General features: G+C 39.2%; 25 protein-coding genes and 1 riboswitch. Of the genes, 12 read left to right on the top strand and 13 right to left on the bottom strand.

What is annotated here, in order from left to right:
- Window positions 1-152 precede the first annotated feature (152 nt).
- Window positions 153-1,430, top strand: coding sequence for a tetratricopeptide repeat protein (locus tag LV92_RS18705; protein ID WP_111625131.1), 1,278 nt, complete (start codon window positions 153-155; stop codon window positions 1,428-1,430).
- A gap of 120 nt (window positions 1,431-1,550) precedes the next feature.
- On the opposite strand, the gene LV92_RS18695 is transcribed toward LV92_RS18705, so the two are convergent.
- Together LV92_RS18695 and gndA are read right to left on the bottom strand one after the other, a co-directional pair.
- Window positions 1,551-1,832 carry a hypothetical protein gene (locus LV92_RS18695; RefSeq protein WP_111625130.1) on the bottom strand — a complete coding sequence of 94 codons (282 nt, stop codon included), beginning with the start codon at window positions 1,830-1,832 and terminating at the stop codon, window positions 1,551-1,553.
- A gap of 86 nt (window positions 1,833-1,918) precedes the next feature.
- Window positions 1,919-3,325: an NADP-dependent phosphogluconate dehydrogenase gene (gene gndA / locus LV92_RS18690; RefSeq protein ID WP_111625129.1), complete on the bottom strand. Its 1,407-nt coding sequence runs from the start codon at window positions 3,323-3,325 to the stop codon at window positions 1,919-1,921.
- A gap of 189 nt (window positions 3,326-3,514) precedes the next feature.
- Between gndA and zwf the strand changes: the two genes are divergently transcribed.
- Entirely contained in the window at window positions 3,515-5,047 is a 1,533-nt protein-coding gene (zwf, locus tag LV92_RS18685) for a glucose-6-phosphate dehydrogenase (RefSeq protein ID WP_111625128.1), read from the top strand.
- Between the two features lie 25 nt (window positions 5,048-5,072).
- On the top strand, window positions 5,073-5,783 hold the full coding sequence (pgl, locus tag LV92_RS18680) for a 6-phosphogluconolactonase (RefSeq protein ID WP_111625127.1): 711 nt from the start codon (window positions 5,073-5,075) through the stop codon (window positions 5,781-5,783).
- Here pgl and LV92_RS18675 read toward each other — a convergent pair.
- The 6 genes from LV92_RS18675 to LV92_RS18650 all read right to left on the bottom strand — a co-directional run bounded on the left by LV92_RS18675 (window position 5,780) and on the right by LV92_RS18650 (window position 11,210).
- Window positions 5,780-6,331, bottom strand: coding sequence for an acyl-CoA thioesterase (locus tag LV92_RS18675; RefSeq protein WP_111625126.1), 552 nt, complete (start codon window positions 6,329-6,331; stop codon window positions 5,780-5,782). The genes pgl and LV92_RS18675 overlap by 4 nt on opposite strands.
- A 5-nt stretch (window positions 6,332-6,336) precedes the next feature.
- Window positions 6,337-6,693, bottom strand: a complete 357-nt coding sequence (locus tag LV92_RS18670) for a 6-phosphogluconate dehydrogenase (RefSeq protein WP_111625125.1) — start codon at window positions 6,691-6,693, stop codon at window positions 6,337-6,339.
- 18 nt (window positions 6,694-6,711) lie between these two features.
- Window positions 6,712-8,061 (bottom strand): DNA recombination protein RmuC, encoded by a 1,350-nt coding sequence (rmuC, locus tag LV92_RS18665; protein WP_111625124.1) that lies wholly within the window; start codon window positions 8,059-8,061, stop codon window positions 6,712-6,714.
- Between the two features lie 64 nt (window positions 8,062-8,125).
- Window positions 8,126-8,920, bottom strand: coding sequence for an ABC transporter ATP-binding protein (locus LV92_RS18660; RefSeq protein ID WP_111625123.1), 795 nt, complete (start codon window positions 8,918-8,920; stop codon window positions 8,126-8,128).
- 112 nt (window positions 8,921-9,032) lie between these two features.
- Window positions 9,033-10,064 carry a FecCD family ABC transporter permease gene (locus LV92_RS18655; RefSeq protein ID WP_245946437.1) on the bottom strand — a complete coding sequence of 344 codons (1,032 nt, stop codon included), beginning with the start codon at window positions 10,062-10,064 and terminating at the stop codon, window positions 9,033-9,035.
- Entirely contained in the window at window positions 10,065-11,210 is a 1,146-nt protein-coding gene (locus LV92_RS18650) for an ABC transporter substrate-binding protein (RefSeq protein ID WP_111625121.1), read from the bottom strand.
- A 258-nt stretch (window positions 11,211-11,468) separates the two neighbouring features.
- A riboswitch (cobalamin riboswitch) is annotated at window positions 11,469-11,685 on the top strand.
- A gap of 33 nt (window positions 11,686-11,718) precedes the next feature.
- Between LV92_RS18650 and LV92_RS18645 the strand changes: the two genes are divergently transcribed.
- Entirely contained in the window at window positions 11,719-13,563 is a 1,845-nt protein-coding gene (locus tag LV92_RS18645; RefSeq protein WP_111625120.1) for a TonB-dependent receptor, read from the top strand.
- A 14-nt stretch (window positions 13,564-13,577) separates the two neighbouring features.
- A complete protein-coding gene (locus tag LV92_RS18640; RefSeq protein ID WP_111625119.1) occupies window positions 13,578-14,633 on the top strand; it encodes a YncE family protein in 1,056 nt (351 codons plus the stop codon).
- A gap of 162 nt (window positions 14,634-14,795) precedes the next feature.
- On the opposite strand, the gene LV92_RS18635 is transcribed toward LV92_RS18640, so the two are convergent.
- Together LV92_RS18635 and LV92_RS18630 are read right to left on the bottom strand one after the other, a co-directional pair.
- The gene (locus LV92_RS18635; RefSeq protein ID WP_111625118.1) at window positions 14,796-16,268 is read right to left on the bottom strand and encodes a S41 family peptidase; all 1,473 of its coding nucleotides are present in this window, start codon (window positions 16,266-16,268) and stop codon (window positions 14,796-14,798) included.
- Between the two features lie 93 nt (window positions 16,269-16,361).
- A complete protein-coding gene (locus LV92_RS18630) occupies window positions 16,362-17,855 on the bottom strand; it encodes a S41 family peptidase (RefSeq protein WP_111625256.1) in 1,494 nt (497 codons plus the stop codon).
- 240 nt (window positions 17,856-18,095) lie between these two features.
- Here LV92_RS18630 and LV92_RS18625 point away from each other — a divergent pair, with 240 nt between their 5' ends.
- The 5 genes from LV92_RS18625 (at window position 18,096) to LV92_RS18605 (ending at window position 21,268) form a co-directional block, all read left to right on the top strand.
- Window positions 18,096-18,605, top strand: a complete 510-nt coding sequence (locus LV92_RS18625; RefSeq protein WP_111625117.1) for an RNA polymerase sigma factor — start codon at window positions 18,096-18,098, stop codon at window positions 18,603-18,605.
- Entirely contained in the window at window positions 18,592-19,014 is a 423-nt protein-coding gene (locus tag LV92_RS18620; protein WP_111625116.1) for a hypothetical protein, read from the top strand. Before LV92_RS18625 ends, LV92_RS18620 begins: the two co-directional genes overlap by 14 nt.
- A gap of 10 nt (window positions 19,015-19,024) precedes the next feature.
- Window positions 19,025-19,570 (top strand): DUF4252 domain-containing protein, encoded by a 546-nt coding sequence (locus LV92_RS18615; RefSeq protein WP_111625255.1) that lies wholly within the window; start codon window positions 19,025-19,027, stop codon window positions 19,568-19,570.
- Between the two features lie 70 nt (window positions 19,571-19,640).
- Complete coding sequence (locus LV92_RS18610) at window positions 19,641-20,186, top strand: DUF4252 domain-containing protein (protein WP_111625115.1); 546 nt, start codon at window positions 19,641-19,643, stop codon at window positions 20,184-20,186.
- A gap of 266 nt (window positions 20,187-20,452) precedes the next feature.
- Entirely contained in the window at window positions 20,453-21,268 is an 816-nt protein-coding gene (locus tag LV92_RS18605; RefSeq protein ID WP_111625114.1) for a mechanosensitive ion channel family protein, read from the top strand.
- A gap of 128 nt (window positions 21,269-21,396) precedes the next feature.
- Here the strand turns inward: LV92_RS18605 and purB are convergent, their stop codons facing one another.
- The 3 genes from purB to LV92_RS18590 form a co-directional block, all read right to left on the bottom strand.
- Complete coding sequence (gene purB, locus LV92_RS18600) at window positions 21,397-22,740, bottom strand: adenylosuccinate lyase (RefSeq protein WP_111625113.1); 1,344 nt, start codon at window positions 22,738-22,740, stop codon at window positions 21,397-21,399.
- A 105-nt stretch (window positions 22,741-22,845) separates the two neighbouring features.
- Window positions 22,846-23,340, bottom strand: coding sequence for an adenylosuccinate lyase (locus LV92_RS18595; protein ID WP_317046774.1), 495 nt, complete (start codon window positions 23,338-23,340; stop codon window positions 22,846-22,848).
- A 221-nt stretch (window positions 23,341-23,561) separates the two neighbouring features.
- Window positions 23,562-24,254 carry an SIR2 family NAD-dependent protein deacylase gene (locus LV92_RS18590; RefSeq protein ID WP_111625111.1) on the bottom strand — a complete coding sequence of 231 codons (693 nt, stop codon included), beginning with the start codon at window positions 24,252-24,254 and terminating at the stop codon, window positions 23,562-23,564.
- Between the two features lie 61 nt (window positions 24,255-24,315).
- Between LV92_RS18590 and LV92_RS18585 the strand changes: the two genes are divergently transcribed.
- Together LV92_RS18585 and LV92_RS18580 are read left to right on the top strand one after the other, a co-directional pair.
- Window positions 24,316-24,972: a TrmH family RNA methyltransferase gene (locus LV92_RS18585; protein WP_111625110.1), complete on the top strand. Its 657-nt coding sequence runs from the start codon at window positions 24,316-24,318 to the stop codon at window positions 24,970-24,972.
- A 46-nt stretch (window positions 24,973-25,018) separates the two neighbouring features.
- Window positions 25,019-25,546 (top strand): SRPBCC family protein, encoded by a 528-nt coding sequence (locus LV92_RS18580; RefSeq protein WP_111625109.1) that lies wholly within the window; start codon window positions 25,019-25,021, stop codon window positions 25,544-25,546.
- The last annotated feature ends 157 nt before the right edge of the window (window positions 25,547-25,703 follow it).

Here is a 25,703-nt window from a genome sequence, read left to right as displayed (position 1 = left end):
TGGCGAATTACACCCGCCTGAATGAAGAAGTCGGGAGGTCTGACAGAAAAATATACAATAAAATTTAAGCAGATGAAAAGGAGAATAGGGGAGGATGTTAATAGTTCTCCCTTATTTAAAAAAGCATCATTTAGCAATTTAAACCTTCAACTATGAAATATACATTTCTATTTATAGTGTTGCTTATGGCGGTATCCTGTTCACAGGAGGCTCCGGAGCAAATTACAAACATCCGGGATTATAATGTTTATCTCAATACTGTAGAATCCAAGAAAACGTCCAAATATTTTGAGCAATGGAACTCCATGATCAAACCGGACAGTATGCAGCTTATGAGTTTTGGAATCGTTGCGGGGGAGTACAGCAGGTATTTTCAAGAGACTGGAGATATTACTCAGTTAAAGATGGCTGAAAAAGCCCTGAAAAAGGCAGTTGAAATCGCGGCGATTGGCAAATCCGGCTATTACAGGGCATTGGCCCGCAACTATATTTCACAACATCGCTTCAAGGAGGCATTGGAACTCGCCAATTTATCCAAGAATATGGGCAGTGGGGTTGGAGAGTCACAGAAATTGCTTTTTGACGTCCATATGGAACTAGGGAATTATACAGATGCCCAGCAGTATCTGGATAGTATAAAGAATATGTCCGATTTTGATTATTTGATTCGATTGGCCAAATGGAACGATCATTTAGGGGATTTGGAAACAGCCATTCATTTCATGGAGAAGGCAAAGGTATATGCTGAATCTGCAAAGAATTCCACCTTAATGTTGTGGTCCTATACCAATTTGGCGGATTACTACGGACATGCAGGAAGAATACAGGATTCCTATGATCACTATTTAAAATCGCTAAGAATGGATCCCCAAAACGCTTATGCCAAAAAGGGAATCGCCTGGATCGTATTTTCTTATGAAAAAAATCCAAAAGAGGCATTGCGCATTTTGGATTCCATTACCAAAACTTATATGTCTCCAGACTACTTTCTGTTGAAGGCTGAGATAGCTGAGTATATGGGCGACAGCTTGCAATTGAACAATAATTTGGACAGCTATGCCATAGCTGTGGAGAACCCTAGTTATGGTGCTATGTACAATGTCTATAATGCCGGCATGTATTTGGAATTAACAGAACAGTACAATAAGGCACTCAAGGTGGCGGAAATTGAAGTGGGTAATAGGCCTACTCCGGAATCCTATAATCTATTGGCATATAGTTATTTTAAACTTGGGGAAAAGGATAAGGCACTAGAGATCGTTAGGAATCATATTGAAGGAAAAACCTTTGAGCCTACAATACTTTATCGTACAGCCGAGATTTATAAGGCCACTGGGAATTATTCCAAACTTGCGGAATTAAAGCATGAATTATTAGGTGCAATCTATGAACTTGGGCCTTCAATGGAAAGTAAAATTTTGAATCTTTAATTACAGTAAAAATCGGTTGAACGGGCCACATTATTTCTAACGAGGGGTTAAATTTTGGTAATGTGTGTTTAGTGTTTTTTAGGTGGGAACACCATGACATGTATTGTTGTGGTGTTCTTTTTATTTGAAGAGTACAATTAGCAATCCCAAAAGGGCCACAACAATGAAAAGAAAAATATAAGTTTCCCTAGTACGATCTTTCAAGGCCCTATTTTTAATTTTTTCCTTTATTTTCTTTAATTCAATTTCGGATACGGTCTTAAAGTCCAGTTTGGTAAGTGCAGGTACGGAATCGGAATATATATTGTCCCGATTACTGTCCTTAAACCGTGCTCGATTGGAAGGTTTTAGAGAGCGATTCTGATTCACTCTATTGTTCATGTCCTGAATGCTTCCGCTCATCTTAAATTTATTGGGCTACTTTTAATTGATATTAAAAATAGCCCAAAAAAAACTTATATACAAAGGTTTGTTTTATCCCTAAGATATTATTCCCATTCGGTATGAAAGACACCTTCCATATCTGTCCTTTCATAGGTGTGCGATCCAAAGTGATCACGCTGCGCCTGAATAAGGTTCAAAGGCAATCTGCCAGAAGTGTAGGCATCAAAATACGTCAAGGAGTTGGAAAGACCTGGCAATGGAATGCCATTTTTAGCTCCATAGGCTACAAGATTTCTTGTGGCCCCTACGGTAGATTGTACCTTGGGAACAAACTGTGGGGATAATAATAGATTGGGCAATTGCTTGTCTTTGGTAAAAGAGGCAGATATATCTTCCAACAAGCCCGCACGGATAATACATCCTGCTCTCCAAATTTTGGCTATTACGGAAAGATCCAGATCGTAACCGTATTCCTTGGAAGCATCCGCCAATTGATGGAGTCCCTGGGCATAGGTGGTAATAAAGGAAAAGTATAGGGCTTCTTCTGCCCATTTGGCCATTTCCTTTTTGTCCATTATGGCTGGTTCCGGCCTGTTGTAAAGCTTATCGGCCAAGACCCTTTCTTCCTTCAAGGCCGAAATTTCCCTCATACTCACCGCTATATCTATACTGGGAATTGGAATGCCCAGGTCCATTGCATTTTGGGAAGTCCATTTCCCAGTGCCTTTTTGTTTGGCTTTGTCCAATATCTTGTCTACCAATCTACCTTCTCCTTTGTCATCTTCCTGTTTAAAAATCTCGGCAGATATTTCTATTAAAAAGGACTGCAATCGACCTTTGTTCCATGAATCAAAAACGTCATGAAGTTCATCATTACTGTACTTGCCGGCTTTCTTTAGGAGGTCATATATTTCGGAGGTAAGTTGCATTAGGCCATACTCAATGCCGTTATGTACCATTTTTACATAGTTTCCGGCAGATTTAGGTCCCAAATAGGCTACACAGGGTTCCCCTTTAAATTTAGCAGAGACGGCCTCAAATATAGGTTGCACCTCTTTGTAGGCTTCTTTATTTCCACCCGGCATGATACTGGGGCCTCGCCTGGCACCTTTTGCTCCTCCTGAGACGCCAGAACCAAAAAAGTGTATACCTCTACCTTGTAAATAGGTCTCCCTACGATCGGTATCGGTAAAAAATGAATTTCCACCATCTATGATAAGGTCGTTTTTATCCAAATATGGCAATAGACTTTCAATTACGGAGTCCACAATTTTACCGGCAGGCACTAAAAGCATGATTTTTCTAGGCTGTGATAAGGATTGTACAAAATGTTCGATATCTGTAGAGGCGTTTACTCTTTTGGTATCCTGTCCTTCTTGGATCAGTGCATTTACTTTTTCATCATCAAGATCGTATCCCATGGCCGAAAAGTTGTTGTCCGCAACGTTCAATATAAAATTACGTCCCATTACCCCTAGGCCGATCAATCCAAAGTCATATGTGTTTTCCATGTTTTTTACTTAAAGTTATTTAACAAAATAAAGTGGCTTTTGTTAAGTGTCCTTGTTTATAAATGAATAATCTAAATTAGTTTTATCTTCGCACGATAATTCAAAAATCAAAAATAGTCAATTATACGGTTTTTAGAACCAAAGTTTTAAATTCCCAACAAATTGAACAAAACTTCCAATAATTATAATATGAACAAAACAGCAAATCAAATGCTTGTTATTTTTGGGGCATCAGGAGATTTAACTGCTAGAAAGCTGGTACCAGCTTTATTTAATTTATACAAGGCAAAACAGCTTCCTGAGAATTTCGTGGTATTGGGAGTAAGTAGGAGCAACATGACCGATGGTGAGTTCAGGAGGAAGGTAGTCCAGGAAAGTACTTACCTCAAGGATAAGGTAAAAGACGCATCCTCTGATTTTATAGACACCTTTGCCGATAAGTTTTTTTATGAAGATCTGGGCGATGATTACAATAAGGAATACAGTAAGTTGGCAACCAGGATATCCGACTTAAATAATAAATTCAGTACCGGCAGCAACTATATTTTTTATCTTTCCACACCACCTAGTCTCTATGAGCTAATAGCAAAAAATCTTTCCAAGCAAGGTTTAAATAACGAAACTGATGGCTGGAAGCGGATCATTGTGGAAAAACCATTTGGCTATAGCTTGGAGACGGCCAAAAAACTGAATATAGGTCTGCAAACCTATTTTAAAGAATCCCAGATATACAGGATTGACCATTATTTGGGAAAGGAAACGGTTCAGAATTTATTGGTAACGCGTTTCTCCAATAGTATTTTTGAGCCACTATGGAACAGAAATTACATACACCATATTGAAATCACCAATGCCGAAAGTGTTGGTGTGGAAAAAAGGGGGGGGTATTATGACAAATCGGGTGCGCTTCGGGATATGTTCCAGAATCATTTGTTGCAGATCGTCTCGTTAATAGTAATGGAACCACCTATAGATGCCAGTGCTCAGGAAATAAGGAACGAAAAGGTAAAGGCATTAAAATCATTGCGAATTATGCGTGATGAGGAAACCTTATACAACAATACGGTAAGGGCACAATACCTATCATCTGTCATAGATGGTAAAAGAGTTAAGGGTTATAGGGAAGAGGATGGTGTTGATCCCAATTCCAAAACGGAGACCTATGCCGCCATTAAATTTTTTGTGGATAATTGGAGATGGAAAGATGTCCCCTTTTATGTGCGGACCGCCAAAAGAATGCCTACCAAGGTAACCGAAGTGGTGATACATTTTAAATCGCCCCACCACCAAGTGTTTAAAAATTCTGATATGAACAACAAGGACAACCAGTTGATCATTAGGATTCAACCGGATGAAGGCATCCTTATTAAATTTGGGGTGAAAGTTCCGGGACAGGGCTTTACGGTAGAACGCGCCAATTTGGACTTTTACTACTCCAATCTGGCGGGCAATAATGTAATGGACGCCTACGAAAGATTGTTATTGGATGCCATGCAGGGCGATGCTACTCTTTATGCCAGAGCGGATGAGGTGGAAGCGGCATGGGAGTTTGTTGATCCTATATTGGACTATTGGAAGAACGGATCGGATGTTAATATATATGGGTATTCTTCCGGAGTTTGGGGGCCAACTAATTCGGACCGTTTATTGGAAGGGGACTTGAAGTGGAGGAATCCTGGTGAAAACTTGGCCGACGATCCAGGTTTCTGTGTTATTAAGTAAATATTAATTTTATAAAATATAATAGATGCATATTAATATATCGCCTACCAAAACAGAAGTTGCCAAAAACTTTTCCGATTATTTGAAAGAACTGATAAAAGAAAATAAAACAACCCATATTGCCTTGTCAGGAGGTAGTACCCCAAAGGTAGTCTTTGATTATATGGCAGAGCATTACAAGGATGTTGATTGGTCTACGGTTCATTTGTATTGGGGAGATGAGCGATGTGTTCCTCCAACCGATTCGGAAAGCAATTACAAAATGACAGTAGATCACTTGTTGTCCAAGATCAATATTCCCAAGGATAATATTCATCGAGTTAGAGGGGAAGACCTGCCGGAATTGGAGGCCGGAAGATATGGAAAGGTCTTGGAGGAGGAATTGCCCATAGTGAATAACACACCTCAATTTGATTTGGTAATCCTTGGTATGGGTGATGACGGACATACAGCATCTATTTTCCCACATGAAATTGATTTATGGGACTCAACGAATAACTGTGAAGTAGCAGTTCATCCTGATTCGGGACAAAGAAGGATTACCATAACCGGGAAACTGATCAATAATGCCACAACGGTTGCGTTTTTGGTGACAGGAGGTAGTAAAGCTGAAAAAGTCAGGTCTATAATTACCAAAGAGGAAGGTCATGAAAGTTATCCGGCTTCCTTGGTGTCGCCTTCATCAGGGGAATTAATATGGTTCTTGGATGAGGAGGCCGCAGCCCAAATCAACTAAGCGGGATCCAGATTAATTTTTACATTTTCGTTGTCCAAATCCTTTAAGTGGTCATTAATTTTAAATTGGGACGATTCAAATTGACTGCTTCTGGACATGGCCTGTTTTTTCCGTTGAATACTACGGCAAAACCTGCGAACCCCTTGTTCGTCTTCAATGATCAGGCCGGGTACAGGGGTGCTCCGTCCGTCTGCATCTTTGGCGACCATGGTAAAATAAGAGGAATTGCAATGCTTCTTCTTACCTGTAGTTACATTTTCAGATTCCACACGAACGCCTATAACCATGGACGTGCGACCAGTATAATTTACCGAGGCCTTAAGTGTGATCAACTCCCCAACTTCAATAGGATTCAAAAAATCCACCTTGTTCACGGAAGCCGTTACACAATATTTTCTAGAGTGCTTTGAGGCACAGGCAAAGGCTATTTGATCCATAAGGTTTAATATGTGGCCACCATGTACCTTTCCCCCAAAATTGGAATGGGAAGGTAACATAAGCTCGGTTATGGATACTCTGGATTGTTTTGCTGTTTTAAATTTGTCCATCGTTTTTAATTTAAGTGGGGAGATTTTTCTTTTTCAACAGAAGTGACAAAATATTTGGTATCTCCTAACCAAAAGAAGGTCCTATAGCGCTCAATATAGGTCACTTTTACATAAGACCCCTGATATTCCTTCAAATTGGCAATTACATCGTCTTTTAAGACCGAGAAGGAAAATATTTGTGCTCCGGATATCCCTTGACTAATTTCGCCTTCCCATGTTTTTATGAGTACTCCTTTGTGACTAATTTTAATTAGTTCTCCGGAACGGATTCCTTCGCTATAAGGAACAAAATATACAAACAAAAAATAGGCGGTAAATATTAGAACCAGGCCTAGTACGGTTAATCCGAGAATTTTTTTCATTTTAAATCTTTAATTTGCTTAAAGCAGCGTTAAGGGTTCCTCGTTTTCTTCATCATCATCCTCGGCTCTCTTGAGAATCGATTCTGGTATGGATTTCTTTGCTTTGGCTCCCATTTTCTTTAGTTTTTCTATACTTGAAATAATATTTCCTCTGCCATCGACCAATTTGTTCATAGCTCCCTTGTATTCCGTCTTGGCCTCATCCATCTTTTTCCCCACCTTCATCAAATCCCCAACAAAACCCTCAAATTTGTCGTATAAGGCTCCTGCTTGACGAGCAATTTCAATGGCATTGCGTTGTTGTTTTTCATTGTTCCACATGGTGTCAATGGTACGTAAGGTGGCCAATAGGGTGGAAGGGGTTACTATGATTATGTTCTGTTCAAATGCCTTGTTGTACAGGTTGTTATCGTTGTTTATTGCAATAGCAAATGCAGGTTCTATGGGAACGAACATGAGTACAAAATCCGGACTTTCCATTTCATAAAGGTCCTCATATTTCTTGGCAGAAAGTTGGTCTACATGTCTTCTTAAAGAATTGATATGATCTTTAAGAAATTTGTCCTTTAGTTCATCCTCGGCGTTTACATATCGTTCATAGTCCGTTAAGGAAACCTTGGAATCCACGATCATCTTTTTACCGTCGGGCAGGTTTATAATAACATCGGGTAGTACTCTACTGCCGTCTTCGCGGGTAAAGCTCTGTTGCACCGTATATTCCCGGTCCTTTTCCAGGCCCGATTTTTCAAGCACCCGTTCCAATACCAATTCGCCCCAATTGCCCTGCATCTTACTGTCACCTTTTAGGGCTTTGGTTAGGTTTTCAGCTTCTTGGGTTATTTTAAGGTTTTGTGTTTGAAGATTGGCCAATTGTTCCTTTAAGGCGGAATGCATGCCTACACTTTCTTTCTGGCTGTCCTCTACCTTTTTTTCAAAAAGAACTATTTTCTCTTGTAAAGGGGTCAATATATTTTTAATGTTCTCCCTATTCTGCTCTGTAAATTTGGTGCTCTTTTCATCCAGAATCTTGTTGGCCAAATTCTCGAACTCCTTGGTAAATTTTTCCTGTAGTTTTTCTACTTCCCCTTTTTGTTCCCGATTTTTCAGGTCTAAATTCTCCATTTCCGCCTGATAACGGACTATTTTATTGCCCAATTGTTCCTTTTCGGATTGTAATTGCGCTTTGTATTCCTCTGCATCCAATAATTTCTGTTCCAGGACGCTGAGGTTTGTTCTCAATTGCTGTTCCCGCTCCAAAAGGGCGCTTTGACTGGATTTTGTTTTTAGATTTTGGATATAATTTCCAAGGAAATATCCAACTGCAAGGCCAACTAGGGCAAGGACTGCATATACTAGCAATTCATTCATTTAATTATTGATCTTTGCCGTAAAGATAGTGGATTGTGTTAAAAAATAGTGATGTTGACTTTTATTACTTATTAACTCTAAAAGAACCTGTTTGGGCATCGAAAGTAATGGTGTCTGTAGGGAACAAATTTTCAAAACTTTTCTGTTGTATCAATTCACAAGGGGAACCAAAGCTGCTTTGGTGTTTTTCCAAAATCAACATTTTGTCACACAACTGAATTGCAATTTCAATTTCGTGGGTAGTAAAGAGGATGGTTTTTTTTGTTGTGTGGGCTATGGATTTGAGCAATTTCAATATTTGTACCTTATGGTATAGATCCAAATGTGTTGTAGGCTCATCTAGTAAAACTAGCTGGGTATCCTGTGCTATGGCCCTGGCGATCATTACACGCTGCAATTGTCCGTCGCTTAGTTCATAACATTTTTTGGACTTTAATTCTGAAATTTGGACCATGTCCAGTGCCATGGAGATCTGATCTCTGTCATCTGAGGTAAGTGTACCTATCCAATTGGTGTAAGGCTGCCGACCTAGACTAATCAGTTCCAATACCGTTAAATTTTTGGAGGCAATGGGTTCTGTTAAAACAACACTTACTTCAGCTGCCAGTTCGGCTATAGTATGTTGTTCCATAGGCAACATGTTCAAAGTAATACTGCCAGATAATTTAGGCTGTACATTGCCAAGGGTACGCAATAAGGTAGACTTACCAATACCATTAATACCTACAATTGAGGCAAGTTCCCCTTTCACAAGGGAAAAATTTATATCCCGGGCAATGCAGGACAGTTGCTTCTTGTTGGCATAACCTATGCTTAGGTTTTCCGTTTTTAGGGCGATATGGGGAGTAGTGGTATCTATTTTAGGTAAATTATTAAGTTGCTAAGTTATTCCTTTTTTTCTGTGTTAATATCTCATTCTACACTACTTATTCATAGAAGGTACATTACCGCTGCCCGATATTGATCAAGAATTAAAAAATCATTTTTCTTTTCCTTAATAGCAGCCAAATAACCACAGGTGCTCCAATGATGGATGTTATGGCGTTAATGGGTAAAACACTGGCCGAACTGGGAAGTTGGGCAATGGTATCGCAAATCAGCATTAAAATAGCACCATAAATCAATACTGCCGGAACCAAAACTTTGTGATCGGTGGTATTGAAAATTTGTCGGGTCAAATGTGGCACGGCCAGGCCTATAAAGGCAATGGGGCCTGCAAATGCAGTTACGCCACCTGCCAACAATCCCGTGGCAACAATTATGGAATACCGGGATCGCTTCATATTTACCCCCAGACTTTTGGCATAGCTTTCTCCCAATAAAAGGGCGTTTAGGGGTTTTATGGAAAAAATACTGATCAAAATTCCAATTGCTATAATCATTAATAACAATAAAAGTTGGTTCCAGGATAGATTCCCGATACTTCCAAAAGACCAATATACATATTGCTGTAATTTTTCGGCGGTGGAAAAATAGGACAATACGCTCACCACTGCGGTGGTAATACTGCCGAACATTAGGCCTATGATGAGAAGGGCCATAGTGTCCTTTACCTTGGCGGCAACAATCATGACGGCCAATAACACCAGAAAGCTCCCGATACTGGACGCCAATGCCAAGGAAATATCATTTACCATTCCGAAGGCTAAAATACCGGAGAATAGGGAGGACCCTAAAATTAATAGGGCAGCGCCTAAACTTGCGCCGGCGCTTATGCCCAAAACAAAGGGGCCGGCCAAGGGATTTCGAAATAAGGTCTGCATCAATAAACCACTTAAGGCCAAACCACTACCTACTAATATGGCGGTTAAGGCTTTGGGAATTCTATAGTTCCAAATAATATAGCTCCAAGAATCTACTTGGGTGGTTCTTCCGATTATAGCGTTCCACGTATCCTGTAAGGGAATGGATACCGAGCCTAAGCTAATGTTCACCATAAAACAAACCAACATTACCATCAGCAGAAGGACAAAATAGGTTCTATATGTTTTTAATTGAAGCACTTAATCCAAGGGTTTAAAAAAGGTCGGTATATAGTTGGGAAGCAGCTCGGGATGAAAAATATGGATAAGGTCTTTTAGGACCAAATCCGGTCTGTTCGGTGCCAGTTCAAAATAGAGCAATCCCCCAGTTTCCCCTTTGGAATTGGCATAGGTATACACCTTTCTATTTCTGAAAGCAGAAAACTGGGTATAATGTCGGTTGGCTTCGCTTAGTTCCGAATAACTCCCAAATTGTGAGGGGGAAATCCAGAAATCGGCATCATGGGCACGCTCAAGTACACTTTCCAAACTTAGGGAAAGGCTTCCATTTGAAGCCGTATCCTTCCATAAATATTCTGCATTTGCATCTTCTATAAATTTAGAGGCCCAACTTTTTCCACCTGGCAGGTACCAGATATCCTTATAAAGGGCTCCGCTTAGAACCCTAGGTCTGTTATTTGCCTTTTTTGCAAGCGTCTTTGCGTTATTGTAATTATCTGCAATAGTACGGAATATACTATCGGCCATTTCCTCCTTTTGGAAAAATGGGGCAAAATACTTTATCCATTCCGCCTTTCCCAAAGGTGTTTGCTCTGTCCAATCCCCATTGTAAACTACCGGAATATTGGATCGTTGAATAGTTTCGTAGGCCTTGTTTTCGTGGTTAATGCTAAATCCTACCACTACTTCGGGATTTAGGGCGATTACCATTTCTGAATTTAAGGATTCATTGTTGCCCAATTCCTGCACCAATCCCAAATTTATTCGTGTTCTGGTCTTTGGGGAGGATACGTACTCCGTATCTGGGAATCCTATTAATTTATCAGCCGCTCCCAGTGCTTCCAATGCGGGGATATGGGTGGTAGAGGTTACAACTATTTTTTGGACGGGCACCCCAATAATGGCATCGTACTCATCCCTATTCAATGTTATGGTCGACAATTTTTCTTTAGCTACCAGAGCATAGATAAAACTGGCTTCAGATTCTGGCCAAGGTGAGGATACTTTAATAATGGTTACATCTGGCGATGTCCTATCAATGGTAAAACCTTGGGCATATTCTATGTTTACTGGTTGCGATAACACAGAACTGGAAACAGTCTCCTTTTTAGGCTGTTTGCAAGAACAAATACATAGAAGGAATAGGAATAGAAGGGCTTTGTTCAAGGGGCTAAAGGTTTGTTTAAGAATTCAAAAGTAGCATTAATTTCTTGAATCAAAATTTCTAAAAGCCTAACAATGGTCATAATTTATTGCTATAAGAGTATTTATTTTTGGACAAATAAAAAATTATGAGAGGAGAGTCCAACACCCTAATTTATATTATTGCGGCTGTTATAGTCTTGCACTTTATTGTTGGTTTTATCTGGTTAGCCTATAAACTAAATAGAAAAAAGTACAGTGATACTTCCGAAAAAAAGTAGTAGTTTCGCTGCGAATTTTGGTTTCTATTCCCTAATGTGTTGGGGATAGGATTAAAAGGGAATTCGGTGAAACTCCGAAACTGTTCCCGCAACTGTGAGCTTAATCCATGTTTATTGGATGGCTATCATTTCTTCTAATACCACTGCCCTAAATTATGGGGTGGGAAGGTAAATGATAGTACGCAAGTCAGGAGACCTGCCATATTCAGCACAAAATAGAATAGATCTTCGGGCAAAGGATCTTCTTGAATATGGAAAAAAAGCAAATATTTTTATTTTTTATTGGACTATTGGCCTTTGTTCAAGTTTTTGGACAGAGAGATGGTGTTATTGTTTTGGACGAGGTTATTTTAAGCGACGCCAAGCTGCTTCATTTTTCAAAAGGAACAAAAGTTAGGGTAGTCAATGATTCCGTTCAACAAAAAAGTGGCACCTCACTAACCGATTTACTGCGGTACAATTCCAATGTGTATTTTAAGGAAAATGGTTATGGAATGGTCTCTTCAGCTTCATTTCGGGGAACCAATGCCCAGCAAACAGCTGTAGTATGGAACGGGATTAATATAAATTCACAACTTACCGGTCAGACAGATTTCAATACTTTGATTCCAGGGAATTATGGGGATGTTGTTGTCAGAAGTGGCGGGGGCTCCGTGCAATATGGGAGTGGTGCAGTTGGCGGAACAATTCTGTTAAACGATAGCTTCAGGTTTAATGACAGCTGGAAAAATAGTTTACAGACAAGTTATGGTAGTTTCAATACTAGCAAACTGGCTTTTAATACTTCCCTTGGTACAGAAAAAACCTCTTTTCATATTGGAATCAACCACATAGCTTCGGATAACGATTATAAGTATCTCGGAACAGACAGCAGAAACGAGAATGGTGCTTATGATCAACTTAATTTAAATGCAAATGTTGGTTTTATTTTGTCCGATCAACAAATCTTAAAATTGTACCACAATACCTTTAATGGGGACAGGAATTTTTCTGGGACCTTGACGGCTCCGGCCGATGAAAATTACACGGATTTAAACCACAGGTCGCTCATAGAGTTGAGCAGCTTTAACGAACGGAAGATTGCACGTTTAAAAGTGGGGCATTTATACGAACGTTATCGTTATTTCCCAAATAAGCAGAGGGATGAGTTTAGCTTTGGGCAAGCCAACACCCTCCTTGCCAACTACGATTACAAATATCAATGGAACAAAATTACCTTGAATGGAATTGTAGACATTTCTTCCATTTGGGCCAAAGGGGCTTCTATTGAAAATGCCCAAAGAAATTTTGTTTCCGGTACTTTTCTTTTTTCCCATGAACTCTCAGATAAATTAAATTATGGTGTAAACCTGAGACAGGAAGTGGTCAGCGATTATCAAAGCCCCTTTCTTTTTTCACTGAACGGCAGTTATAAGGTAGCCAAAAACTACACTATAAATATGAACGCATCCAAAAACCATAGGGTTCCTACATTTAATGACCTTTACTGGTCTGGGGCAGGGGCCAGTGGTAATTTGGAAGTTTTGCCAGAAACCTCTTGGCAGTTGGAACTGGGGCAGACGCTTGAAGTTAAAAACCTAGCACTCTCATTAAATGCATATAGCATAACAACCGATAATTTAATTCAATGGAGGCCCAATGCACAAGGAATTTGGATGGCTATGAATGTTCAGGATGTTTCCCAGTACGGTCTGGAACTGGGTTTTGATTGGAAAAGGAAATGGGGAAGCCAAGAATTGGTTTGGGAAAGTGAATATGCCTATACTAAATCAATCGATAATGCAACCAAAAATCAACTACTCTATGTCCCTGAGCATATGTTGAGGTCTAATGTGGCCTATCAATATAAGAAGTTGGTAGCTTTTTATCAATTTTTATACAATGGATCGGTCTATACCACTACAGACAATAGCGACAGTTTGCCCTCTTATACAGTTGGCAACATAGGATTGGATTACCATTGGCCTGACATTTCCAAAATCAAATTTATTTTAGGTTTAAAAGTGAACAACCTGTTTAATAAAAATTATCAGAACGTGGCCTATAGGCCCATGCCCAATAGAAATTTTCAACTACAATTAATTACTAAATTTTAAAACAGTTTAAACAAATGAAGAGTAGAAATGTTTTTTTATCCCTATTGACTATAGGCCTTTCCTGGTCATGTTCCAACGATGATGAGCAGGATCAAGAGCCTTTGGGTGATTACGCAAATGGAATATTGGTTTCCAATGAAGGCCCCTTTAGCAATGGCACGGGAACGGTCACATTTATTTCCGAGGATCTATCCGTAGTAAATAACGGAATTTATAAAATGAAGAATGATGAGGATCTTGGAAACGTTGTACAGTCGATAGGATTTACGGAGGATGAGGCGTTTATAGTAGCCAATGTCTCCAACAAGATAAATGTAGTAAACAGGTATACTTTTGAAAAAATAGCGAGCATTACCGACGGATTGAACAACCCGAGGTATTTTATTGAAGCCAACGGCAAGGGGTATGTTACCAACTGGGGTGATACTGCCGATGAAACAGATGATTTTGTAGCCATTATCAATCTTCAGGATTATGCGGTGGAAGGCACCATATCTGTAGCTTTGGGCCCTGAAGCCATTTTGGCCAAGGACAATACAGTTTATGTAGCCCATCAGGGTGCTTGGGGGCAGAACAATAAGGTTTCGGTTATCAATACCGCTACCAATGAGGTAATAAAAACGCTTGCGGTAGGGGATGCACCCAATTCTATGCAATTGGATGCCTCCGGCAACTTATGGGTATTGGCCTCAGGTAAACCTGCCTATACGGAAGATGAAACGGCCGGGGTACTGTCAAAGATCAATACGGTCACCAATGAGGTGGACAACAATATCCAGTTTGAAACTACCCAGCATCCCAGTGGTTTAAATTTAGATGGAGGTGTTTTGTACTATCATTTGGGAGATACCGTATTTGAACAGAGTTTGTCGTCAACCACCTTGGGCATGGAAGCCGTCTTGGAAGACGTCAGTTTTTATAGCATGGTGATTAATAATGGTAGGTTGTATGGTACAGATGCAGGCGATTATGCAAGTAACGGAACGCTTACTGTTTATGATCTAAACACCAAAATGGCTATAGAAGCTATAACTGTGGGGATTATTCCAGGTGGAATTTACTTTAATTAGGTTATTGGTCCATAAGGTTGGGTATTCTTTGGTTAGGGAAATCCTGAAAGTTATTTGACCAATAACGAATGTATAACAAAACCCCTCTTTTACCTGGCAAGGACCAAGTAGAAGAGGGGTTTTTGTTTTATAGCCCGTGGGGCATTAATCTATAAGCAAAGCTTATTGAAAAGTAATATCAATAGGTTTGTCCAGATACATATTATCCTTAATAGCCGTAAACATTTTGGAGTTGGATACTTCATTTACTGGCATTTTTACGCTAAAGTCCTTTTTGGCACTTACTCCGGTAATTTCTTGGATTGCCCTTGCAAAAAGTGGTTCGTTTACATCCCCTAATGTTCCTAGATCAGCAAGATCTTCCGCTAATACAACATCGGGAGCCAAGCCAGAGGTATAGTCGTAAAAACCGTCCGAATTTTCATTTCTCCCCATAAGAGGCTGCATGGCCCATCTATTACTGGGGTTTATTTTATTTTCCCTGTCGGACCTGTAGATATAATCATTGTCTACGTCATCTACCATGGTAACGGAAAATTCGTTCTTGCCCCTGGTAGTTTCGCCAATATGAAAAACATTGACATAAGGTGCCAGACCGTTCATTACCAATTCACTGGCCGATGCGGAGCTTCCTGTTGCCAGAACATATACTTTACTAAGGTTTAGACTGTTTAACGCAGATCCTGAGTCTGTTTTATTTGCAAAATAATCTTCCAATTGCTCTTTATTCAGCATGGATTGTATTTTATCGTTCCATCTTTGTCTTACATATAATTCGCTAGTATTGGTGCCATATACCATACTGGCCAATAATCTGGAACTGTTTACCGAACCTCCAGGGTTGTAACGAAGATCAAGCACCAATTCCGTTGCCCCTGCTGTTTTAAACTGTCCGAAGACTGTATTTAGTTCTTCATTAAAGCTACTTGTAAAACCGTTGTACATTAGATAGGCAATTTTGGTTCCGTTGACCTCTACGGTTTTCGCTACCAATATTGGATCTTCTTGCAATCCTGCAGACTTGGTCAAGGTTACTTCACTGTCATTATCGGTTACTACAGTACCAGAAATATCTGCCATACCAAGGGTATAGGTATCTGTATTTCCAAAAAGTAGGCTTATGTAATTGGCATCGGTCAGTTGAACCCCGTTCACTCTAGTGAAAATATCCCCCCTGGCAATATCTTTGGTAGATGCATGGGAGTTCGGAATTATATATCGTACGTATCCAAAAAGATCGGTACTGCCCTCATTTCTTGCAAGGCCAAATTCAAGTCCATTGCTTTTTGAAACGCCACTTAAGGAATTTACCAGTGTTTCATAATCGTCCTCAACAAAACTAAACCTATCAATAGCGGAACTACTACCAACTACCTTAGTATGTTTGTAACAGGTCTGGTAGAAAAACTCCTCTGGATCAGTGTATGTTTCTAGATAAGCCACATAGTCGTCATTGGTGGCGAACCTGCTATCTCCCAAATTAGGGGCGTCCGCCTGCCAAAAATACCATTGATTCAGGCCTTGCCACATAAAGTTTTGCACGGTTGACTCCTTTGGGAAGACGAATGCGTCATCATCTTTGTCCGAACAGGAAAGAACAATGGCAATTAATAGAAGGCCTAGGATTTTTTTCATATTGTAATTGTATTATTAATTGTGTCGCACATTATATTAAATAGCCTATGTTAATCCTTGTAGGCTTTAGCGGCACCTTATACAGAGCACTGGTTACTGATTAATTTTCAAGTTTAAGGGTTTTTTGATATCCATAAACATATTATCCTTAATCTTTGTGAACATTTTGGAACTACTTACCAATTTAACCGGCATATCCACTGTAAAATCCATTTTTGCGGTAGTTCCTGTAATCTCGGCAATGGCCTTGGCCAACAGGGGTTCATCCAAATTGCCCAGAACTCCTAAATTGGATAGATCTTCACTCAACGAAATATCAGGTGTAAGTCCGTCCGTATACTCGGAAAAGCCATTGGCGTTTTCATTTCGCCCTATCAATGGTTGAATGGCCCAATGATTATCAGGGTTAATATTATCCTCTCTATCTGGGTCGTAAACATTGCCATTGTCCAAATCGTCTACAAAGGTAACCGAAAATTCATTCTTCCCCGTTGTTGTGGTCCCGATATGTATTACATTTAAGTAAGGGTCCAAGCCGTTCATAACCAATTCACTTGCTGATGCACTACTCCTGGTAGCAATAATATAAACTTTGCTTAGGCCTAACGTATTTATAGGGGTATTGTTGTCCGTTGCGTCGGCAAAATACTCAATAAGGTCGGTGTCCTTAAACTCTGATTGCAGCTTAGCATTATACCTGGCCTTCAGGAAAACACTATTGGTATAGGTACCATAAATCATGCTGGATAATAATCGGGCCGAATTGACCGATCCACCTGGATTGTACCTTAAATCCAATACTAAATCCGTAACGCCGGCGGACTTGAACTCTCCAAAGGCATCATTCAACTGTTCGTCAAATTCGTTGGTAAAGCCATTGTACATTAAATAGCCTATTTTTTTTCCTCCGGTTTCCAAAACCTTGTTGATATAGATCGGATTTTCGGTCAAGTTAGCTTCTTTTGTTAAAGTAACTTCACTGTCTGTGTTGGTAATAACATTATTGGAGATTTCTGCCATATTTAAGGTGTAGGTGTCGCTATCACCAAATAACAGGTCTATATAGTTATCCAAATTAAGGGAAGTGCCATTGACACCTGTAAAAATATCCCCTCTTTGGATATCCTTGGTAGAAGCATTGGAATTAGGTACAATGTAACGTACATATCCATAAACATCATCACTATCGACAAATAAGCTCAAACCGAATTCCAAACCATTACTCTTGGATATTCCTGCAAAAGATTGTGTCAATTCCTTATAATCATCGGAATAAAAACTAAATCGGTCTTCCGTGTAAAGTAGTTTTTCTTCAAAAAATGTCCCGGGGTCTTCCTCGGTTTCCAAATATGAAACGTAATCGTCATAGGAAGCAAAACGGTAATCTCCCAAGTCAGCTACATCACTTTGCCAAAAATAATAGGTATTCATGGTCTGCCACATAAAGTTTTGGACTGTTACATCTATTTCTGCTTCCGGGGTACTAACATTTTCTGCTATTTCCTCGGCAAGCTGGGTGTCATTATTCTTGCTACAACTGGAGAGGAACAAACTCAATCCTAATAAAAACAATAAATACTTCTTCATAATTTTTAACATAATTGCCAAAACATGACGAGTAGTGGCTTACAAATATCATTCCATTAAAAAAGTATGAATCAGTTTTGGGGAACGATTTATTTATATACGGTAATAATGCCAATTTGGTTTCCGTTGCGCTAATTTACTTACATTGTAACGAATTGGAAATTAATTGTAACAAAATTCGATGTATGTCGTCTTCCTATTGTAAGCCTGTTATTTAGGATTATAAACAACTAAACCAAAATGCAACAAACCGAGTTTTTAAATGTGGTATTGCCATTTAAGGATAAACTGTATAGACTGGCAAAACGTTTGTTGGTCTCTAAAGAAGAAGCTGAAGATGCCACACAAGAAATCTTAATGAAGCTATGGTCCAAGAACAATATGATGGAGGACTATAATAATGTGGAAGCCTATGCCATGATGATGACCAAGAATTTTTGCTTGGACCGACTTAAATCCAAACAGGCCGGAAACTTAAAATTGGTTCACAGTAATTACAAGGATGAAAACGTTTCACTACAAAATCAGGTGGAAGTTAGTGATAGTCTAAGTTGGATAGAAAAAATCATGGAGGATTTGCCGGAACAGCAAAAAATGGTCTTACAGTTAAGGGATGTGGAACAGTATGAATTTGAGGAAATAGCAGAACTTTTGGGTATGAGTGCTACCGCGGTTAGAGTAGCTTTATCCAGAGCGCGAAAAACAGTGAGGGAAAAATTAGTTCAAAAGCACAATTATGGAATTAAGTAATATAGAAAAATTATTGGAAAGGTATTTTGAAGCAAACGCTACGGTTGCCGAAGAAGAAATGTTGAGGGAATATTTTGCAAAGGAAGATGTTCCTTTACACTTAAAAGAATATGCCCCAATGTTTCAGTATTTTTCCATAGCCAGAGAAGAAAAGTTTACCAAACAAGTTCCACTAAAACCTAGAAAAAAAAGTTATTTAAAGTGGATTTCCGTTGCGGCAGTGAGCATTTTGATATTTGGTATATATCTTGGAAGAAGTTATCAAGAACAGAAAAAAGCGGAATACGCCTATCAGGAAACTAAAAAGGCATTAAGTCTTTTGGCGACCAATCTTGGTAAGGGAACCGAGAAAGTAGCTTATTTAAGGGAGTTTGAAGAAACAAAACAAAAAATTTACAACAAAAATTAAATTTAAAAAGATGAAGAAGAATATCATAATAGTATTAGTAGCCGTGTTGCCCTTTATTGGGTTTTCACAATCTATGTTCGATAAATTTGAAGATTTGGACAATGTAAGCGCCGTAGTGGTCAATGAAAGCATGTTTAAATTATTGAGCAAGATTAATGTTGAGGTCGATGACAAAGAGGCTCAGGATTTTATGGATATAGCCCAAAACCTGAAAAATTTAAAGGTTTTTATTACCGAGGATAAAAAGATTTCCGCAGACATGCAGATTACCATGGAGAAGTATTTGAAATCCTCGTCATTACAGGAACTAATGAGGGTCAAGGATAAGGATGCCAACGTAAAGTTTTACATCAAGAGCGGGAAGGATGAAGACCATGTAAGTGAATTACTCATGTTTGTTACCGGAATTAAAAATGGGAACGTGGAAATCAATGACAGGAAATTTGAAACGGTATTGCTATCGCTAACCGGGGATATAGATCTAAACAAGATAGGATCGTTAACTCAAAAGATGAATTTACCGTCCGAGCTAAATAAGGCGGGTAAGAACAAGTAATAGCAGGTTAGGGTAGTGTCCAACTAAAAAGGCCGTTACCCTTGTTGGTCAAAACTTAATAATAAAGTATATGAGAACAAAAGTTGAAAAATTGGCCTGGGCCATATTGTTGATCTTTGCAATTTCTGCATGTTCGTCAACACAAAGTCTACAGGAATATTTTGTTGACAATACGGATAATCCCAATTTTTTGTCGGTAGATCTGCCTGTAAGTCTATTGAACATGGAGAAGGCCGATTTAACCGAAGACCAAAGGGAAGCACTTGGGTCATTAAAAAAATTAAATATCCTGGCGTTTAAAATAACCGAGGATAACCTTATGGAGTTTCAAAAAGAAAAAGCGAATATCGCTGCCATCTTAAAAAATGGCAAATTCACCGAGCTGATGAAAATGAACACCAGATATGGCAAAGCTTCTGTAAGATATTTGGGTGATGATGATGCCATTGATGAGGTAATTATCTATGGTGATAGTGAGGAGAAGGGTCTTATGCTGGTCCGCGTTTTGGGTAAAAATATGAACCCTGCCAAATTGGTCCAGTTTATGAAGGCTTTGGAGAAATCGGATTATAAGGGAGAAGGCTTGGGAAAAATCGGAAATTTTTTGAAAAGTTAAACAAGGAATTACATAATTCAATATTATTAAAGTTTTGAAGCTCTGTTTAGCCAAACGGCAACTCAGAGCTTTTTTATGACCATTTTTTTGGGATAGGCAATGTATTATCGGATTATAAGTGCTTACCTGGTATTTATATAAAAGCTTAACAAGCTCTTGAATCTTCGGTCTATAGATTTCCTTTTGGCAAGGCTTGGGAAAGCAGTTTTAAGAGTTTTTTTATTTTCTATATTAGTACTTACAAAATACACTAACTATATATTATTATGGAAAAAGCAGAAGAATGGCTTAATTACGGAATAGAATTGGCAAAGGAGTTTGGACCTAAGGTACTAACGGCCTTGTTAATTTTCATAATTGGATTATGGGTTATAAAAAGGATTATTGGTGGTACAAGAAAGGTTATGTACACTAGTAAATACGATGAATCCCTACAACGTTTTTTACTTAGTATGGTGTCATGGGTCCTTAAAATATTTTTGATCCTAGTGGTCATTGGGCAGTTAGGGATAAATATAACCACCTTCGCCGCAGTAATCGCCGCCGCCGGTTTGGCTGTTGGCCTTGCACTGCAGGGCTCATTGTCCAACTTCGCCGGCGGGGTTTTGATCATGATTTTTAAGCCCTACAAAATTGGGGATTTAATAGAGGCACAGGGAGTATTGGGTAACGTAAAGGAAATTGAAATTTTCACTACAAAACTTATAACACCACAAAATAAGCTGGCCATTGTGCCCAATGGTGCCATGGCCAATGGCAATATTATAAACTATACCGCTGAAGGTAAGATGAGAGTGGACACTACCATTGGAATTGGATATGGCGAGGATATAAAGAAGGCCAAAGAAGTATTATTGGCGGTATTGGAGTCCAATCCAAAGGTATTGAAAGACCCTGCACCATCGGTTAACGTATCGGAGTTGGCGGATAGCTCCGTAAATTTTGCCGTACGCCCCTTTTGTGTTCCGGGAGACTATTGGTCGGTATATTTTGAGACATTAGAAAATTGCAAGTTAGCACTGGATAAGGCAGGTATTGAGATACCATATCCACATCAGGTGGAGATACAAAAGAAGGGGTAAGCGTTGTTCCTTTGTAGTGTCAATAAAATAAGCAATCCAGAGTATCCTTATAGCACTCTGGATTGCTTTAAATTTAATTCAAAGATGTTGTTTTAACCTTTTGCAAAGGTTGTACACATTGGTATTTTTTAAATACCCGTATAACTACTTGGGGTAATTTGTTTCAATTCAGTTTTTATTTCTTCGGTTGTTTCCAAGGTGTCGATAAAATTGGAAATGGACTGCTGTGTAATCTTCTCATTGGTCCGTGTTAATCCTTTCAATGCTTCATAAGGATTGGGATAGGCTTCACGCCTTAAAATGGTCTGAATGGCCTCAGCCACTACGGCCCAATTATTTTCTAGGTCTTGCTCAAACTTCTCCTTATTCAACAATAGTTTATTCAACCCTTTTAATGTGGATTGAAAGGCTATAAGTGTATGGCCAAAAGGCACGCCAACGTTTCTAAGCACCGTACTATCTGTTAAATCCCTCTGCAACCTGGAAATAGGAAGTTTGGCTGATAAATGTTCGAAAATGGCGTTGGCAATTCCCAAATTCCCTTCGGAGTTTTCAAAATCGATTGGGTTTACCTTATGGGGCATGGCGGAAGATCCTACTTCGCCAGCTTTTATTTTTTGTTTAAAATAGTCCATGGAAACATACGTCCAAAAATCCCGGTCCAAATCTATTATAATAGTATTGATTCTCTTGAGGCAGTCGAACAAGGCGGCCATATGGTCGTAATGTTCTATCTGCGTAGTTGGAAAGGAATGGTGTAGGCCAAGCTTCTCCTGAACAAATTTTTGCCCAAAATCTCTCCAATCAATTTTAGGGTAGGCAACCTTGTGGGCATTATAGTTCCCTGTTGCGCCACCAAATTTAGCTGCACTTGGAATATCGTTAAGTAGGTTAAACTGCTCTTCCAAACGAACAGCAAATACCTCGATCTCTTTTCCTAAACGGGTTGGGGACGCGGGCTGGCCGTGTGTTCTTGCCAACATGGGTACAGCTTCCCATTCCTTGGTCAAAGCCGTTAACTTGTTCAATACCTCCAAATATTGGGGTACGTAAACCTCGTTCATGGCTTCTTTAATGGACAGGGGAATAGCCGTGTTGTTGATATCTTGAGAGGTAAGTCCAAAATGGATAAATTCCTTATGCGCCTCCAGACCTAATTTGTCGAACTCCTTTTTTATAAAATATTCAACAGCCTTTACATCATGGTTGGTTACCTTTTCAATTTCCTTAATAGCCATGGCGTCCTCCGAGTCAAAATCAATATAGATTTTTCTCAAATCATTAAATTTTGAACTGTCAAAATTTGAAAGCTGAGGAAGTGGAATTTCGCATAGTGCTATAAAATATTCAATTTCTACGCGCACCCTATATTTTATAAGGGCCTCTTCAGAAAAATATAAGGCAAGGGAATCTATTTTGTTTCTGTATCTGCCATCAATAGGGGATATGGCGTTTAATTTGTTTAATGACATCTTATGCTATTTGATTGATTTTGGAAAAGCGCAAAGATAGCTATAAGTTAAAGAGTTTAAAAGTGAAGTGGAATATTGTTCCCTTATTTGTACAAAAGCCGTTACCTACCTTAGCTTTGCCAAGGTCATCCTTGCCCTGGCCTTGTAAGCTGCACTCCCATTTTGATAGTTCTGTTCCAGTATCATGCGCAATTCCGGGTGAATCCAATTGAACTTAATGCCCAATAACAAAAGGCTGGTCATAGAATATGCTTGGGCCGCCACTTTATGGTCACCTATAAGCCAATCGAAACAAGCGGATGTTATACTTTCCAAGTGTTTTTCGCTCAGAGTATCACGGGTTTCCTGGTCCTTGAATTGAAAGTATGACTTCATTAAGATCTCACATATTTTTGCAATGGGTCTTACTGCCGGATCCAAATGTACCGAACCAATATTATGGACAAAAGTATCCATACTCGGAAAGAGGTAGGTCAAATGTTCTTTGGAAGTAAATTCCAAAACCCAACATGCTTTACAGGAAACAGGGTCATCTACTTGAAAGGCGATTTCCATTAGGGTTGCAATACTGGACGGATTGTTTAGTATAAGGTTAGACATTTCCATTCTTTTGGTCCTGGAATGGTCAATGTAGTTAAGGGTGTTATAGAGTTCTAAGTTGGTCACGGATACACCTAAAATTTAATTTTTTTGTTGGATTGTAAGCATAGTATTGTTTTATACAGCTGTTGGTATTCTAAAAAATAAATATAAAAAGAACTTTAAACTTCTGGCTAAACGGGCCAAGTATTATAGTCTTATATACCCCTGGACAACCAAATTTAGGATTCCCTTCCAATTAAATCCGAAACCAATTGGGGTACCCCGTTTACGGCACTCGCCTGTATTATAGTGAGTCCGCTAAAATCCGTTTTACTTATATTAGGTTTGGGGTCTATAAAGTAAATTGGCGTATCCCGGGGTACGTAGTGTATTAAACTGGCTGCTGGATAAACTTGCATCGAGGTGCCAATTACGATTAAAATATGGGCTGTTTGTGTAATATTTGCTGCTTTTGCCAATAATGGAACTTCCTCACCAAACCATACAATATGGGGGCGCAATTGTTTTCCATCTTCCGAAAGGTCGCCTATTTTAATGTCGGTTTTCCAGTCAATTATTTTGTTGGGATTATGACTGCACCTGGCCTTTAATAACTCCCCGTGCAAATGAATTACCTTGGAGCTACCTGCCCGTTCGTGCAGGTCATCCACATTTTGGGTAATGATGCTAACATTAAAATGCTCCTCCAAGTGTACCAAAGCTTTATGGGCCAAGTTGGGAAGGACTTTGAACAATTGTCTTCTTCTCTCGTTGTAAAAATTTAGTACCAAATCGGGATTCCTCTGAAAACCTTGAGGGGTGGCTACTTCCATAACATCATGACCTTCCCACAATCCATCCGCATCCCTAAAAGTGTTAATTCCACTTTCCGCACTGACTCCTGCACCGGTTAAGACTACTATTTTTTTCATTGTGATAGAATATAGTAATATTTGTAAAATTAAACGATTTCTTTTTTAATACCTTAGGATTATGGTCGATCTGAAGCTGCTTGATTATTTGGAAGGTTTTATAACCCCTGAGCGGAAAGCTCGTTTCATGGATATTCTGGAAGATCGAACAAATTATATAACGGTTGCTATAGAGGATGTTTACCAAATGCACAACACCAGCGCTGTGGTAAGAAGCTGCGATGTCTTTGGGGTACAGCAGGCCCACCTTATAGAAAGCAAGTTTGGCAAGCGACTGGACAAGGATATTGCCATGGGAGCCCAGCAATGGGTTGATATAAAAAGATACAATACCACGATGAATTGTATAGACACTTTGAGGGAACAAGGGTATAAAATTGTGGCCACGACCCCTCATGAAAATAATTGCTCCTTAACTGGTTTTAAGTTTGATGGTAAAACAGCGCTATTTTTTGGAACGGAGCGGGACGGGTTAAGTAAAGAGGTGTTGGAAAAGGCAGATTCTTTCCTGAAAATACCAATGGTCGGGTTTACCGCAAGTTTAAATATTTCCGTTTCAGCCGCAATAATCTTGCATACCTTAACGAGCCAATTACGCAAAGAGAACATAAATTGGAGGTTGACCGAAAATGAGAAACTGGAAAAAAGATTGGATTGGACCAAGAAATCTGTACGGAGTTTGAATGATGTTTTGGCCAGATTTCATGGAACAAAATGATATTTTTAGTATATTTAGTACAGGACTAACCAACACCTAAAAGCTCATGGCCATATTACTTTATATAATTATAGGGATTATTATATTGATTGTCGTTCTGGCCCTAATAGCTCCCAAAAGCTATGATGTTTCCCGATCCATAGAAATTTCCAAACCAAAGGCTGAAGTCTTTGATAATATAAAATATTTAAAGAAACAGCAGGAGTGGTCTCCTTGGGCCATAAAAGACCCCAACATGGAAAAGAAATTCACAGGTGTTGATGGCGAGGTGGGGGCCATAAGTTATTGGAACGGTAACAAGGATGTGGGTGAGGGTGAGCAGGAAATAACAAAGATAGTTGAAGGTAAAAGAGTTGAAGGGGAACTTCGGTTCATGAAGCCCTTTAAGTCAACCTCCGATAGTTATTTGGATCTCGTGGAACTGGGAAATGGAAAAACGAAGGTTACCTGGGGATTTAAGGGAGAGAGCAAGTTTCCAATGACTATCATTATGTTGTTTATGAACATGGATAAAGCCGTTGGTAAGGATTTTGAGGCGGGACTGCGAAATTTAAAATCGATACTGGAAAAATAACTAAGTCACGAAAGTAATATGGTTAGTTCAAAATTCCAATGACCAACTTGGAACAGATAGTTATTGTATTTTTGATGTAAAGGTTTGTCCAAGGAGTTGAATAGTGTGGAGTTCACCTAGGCATTATTTTGCACTTTAGGAAAGAGATAGGGGAGGG

The sequence above is a fragment of the Arenibacter echinorum genome (genome assembly GCF_003259375.1).
Lineage (GTDB): Bacteria > Bacteroidota > Bacteroidia > Flavobacteriales > Flavobacteriaceae > Arenibacter > Arenibacter echinorum.
This window is presented reverse-complemented; position numbering and strand designations above follow the sequence as displayed.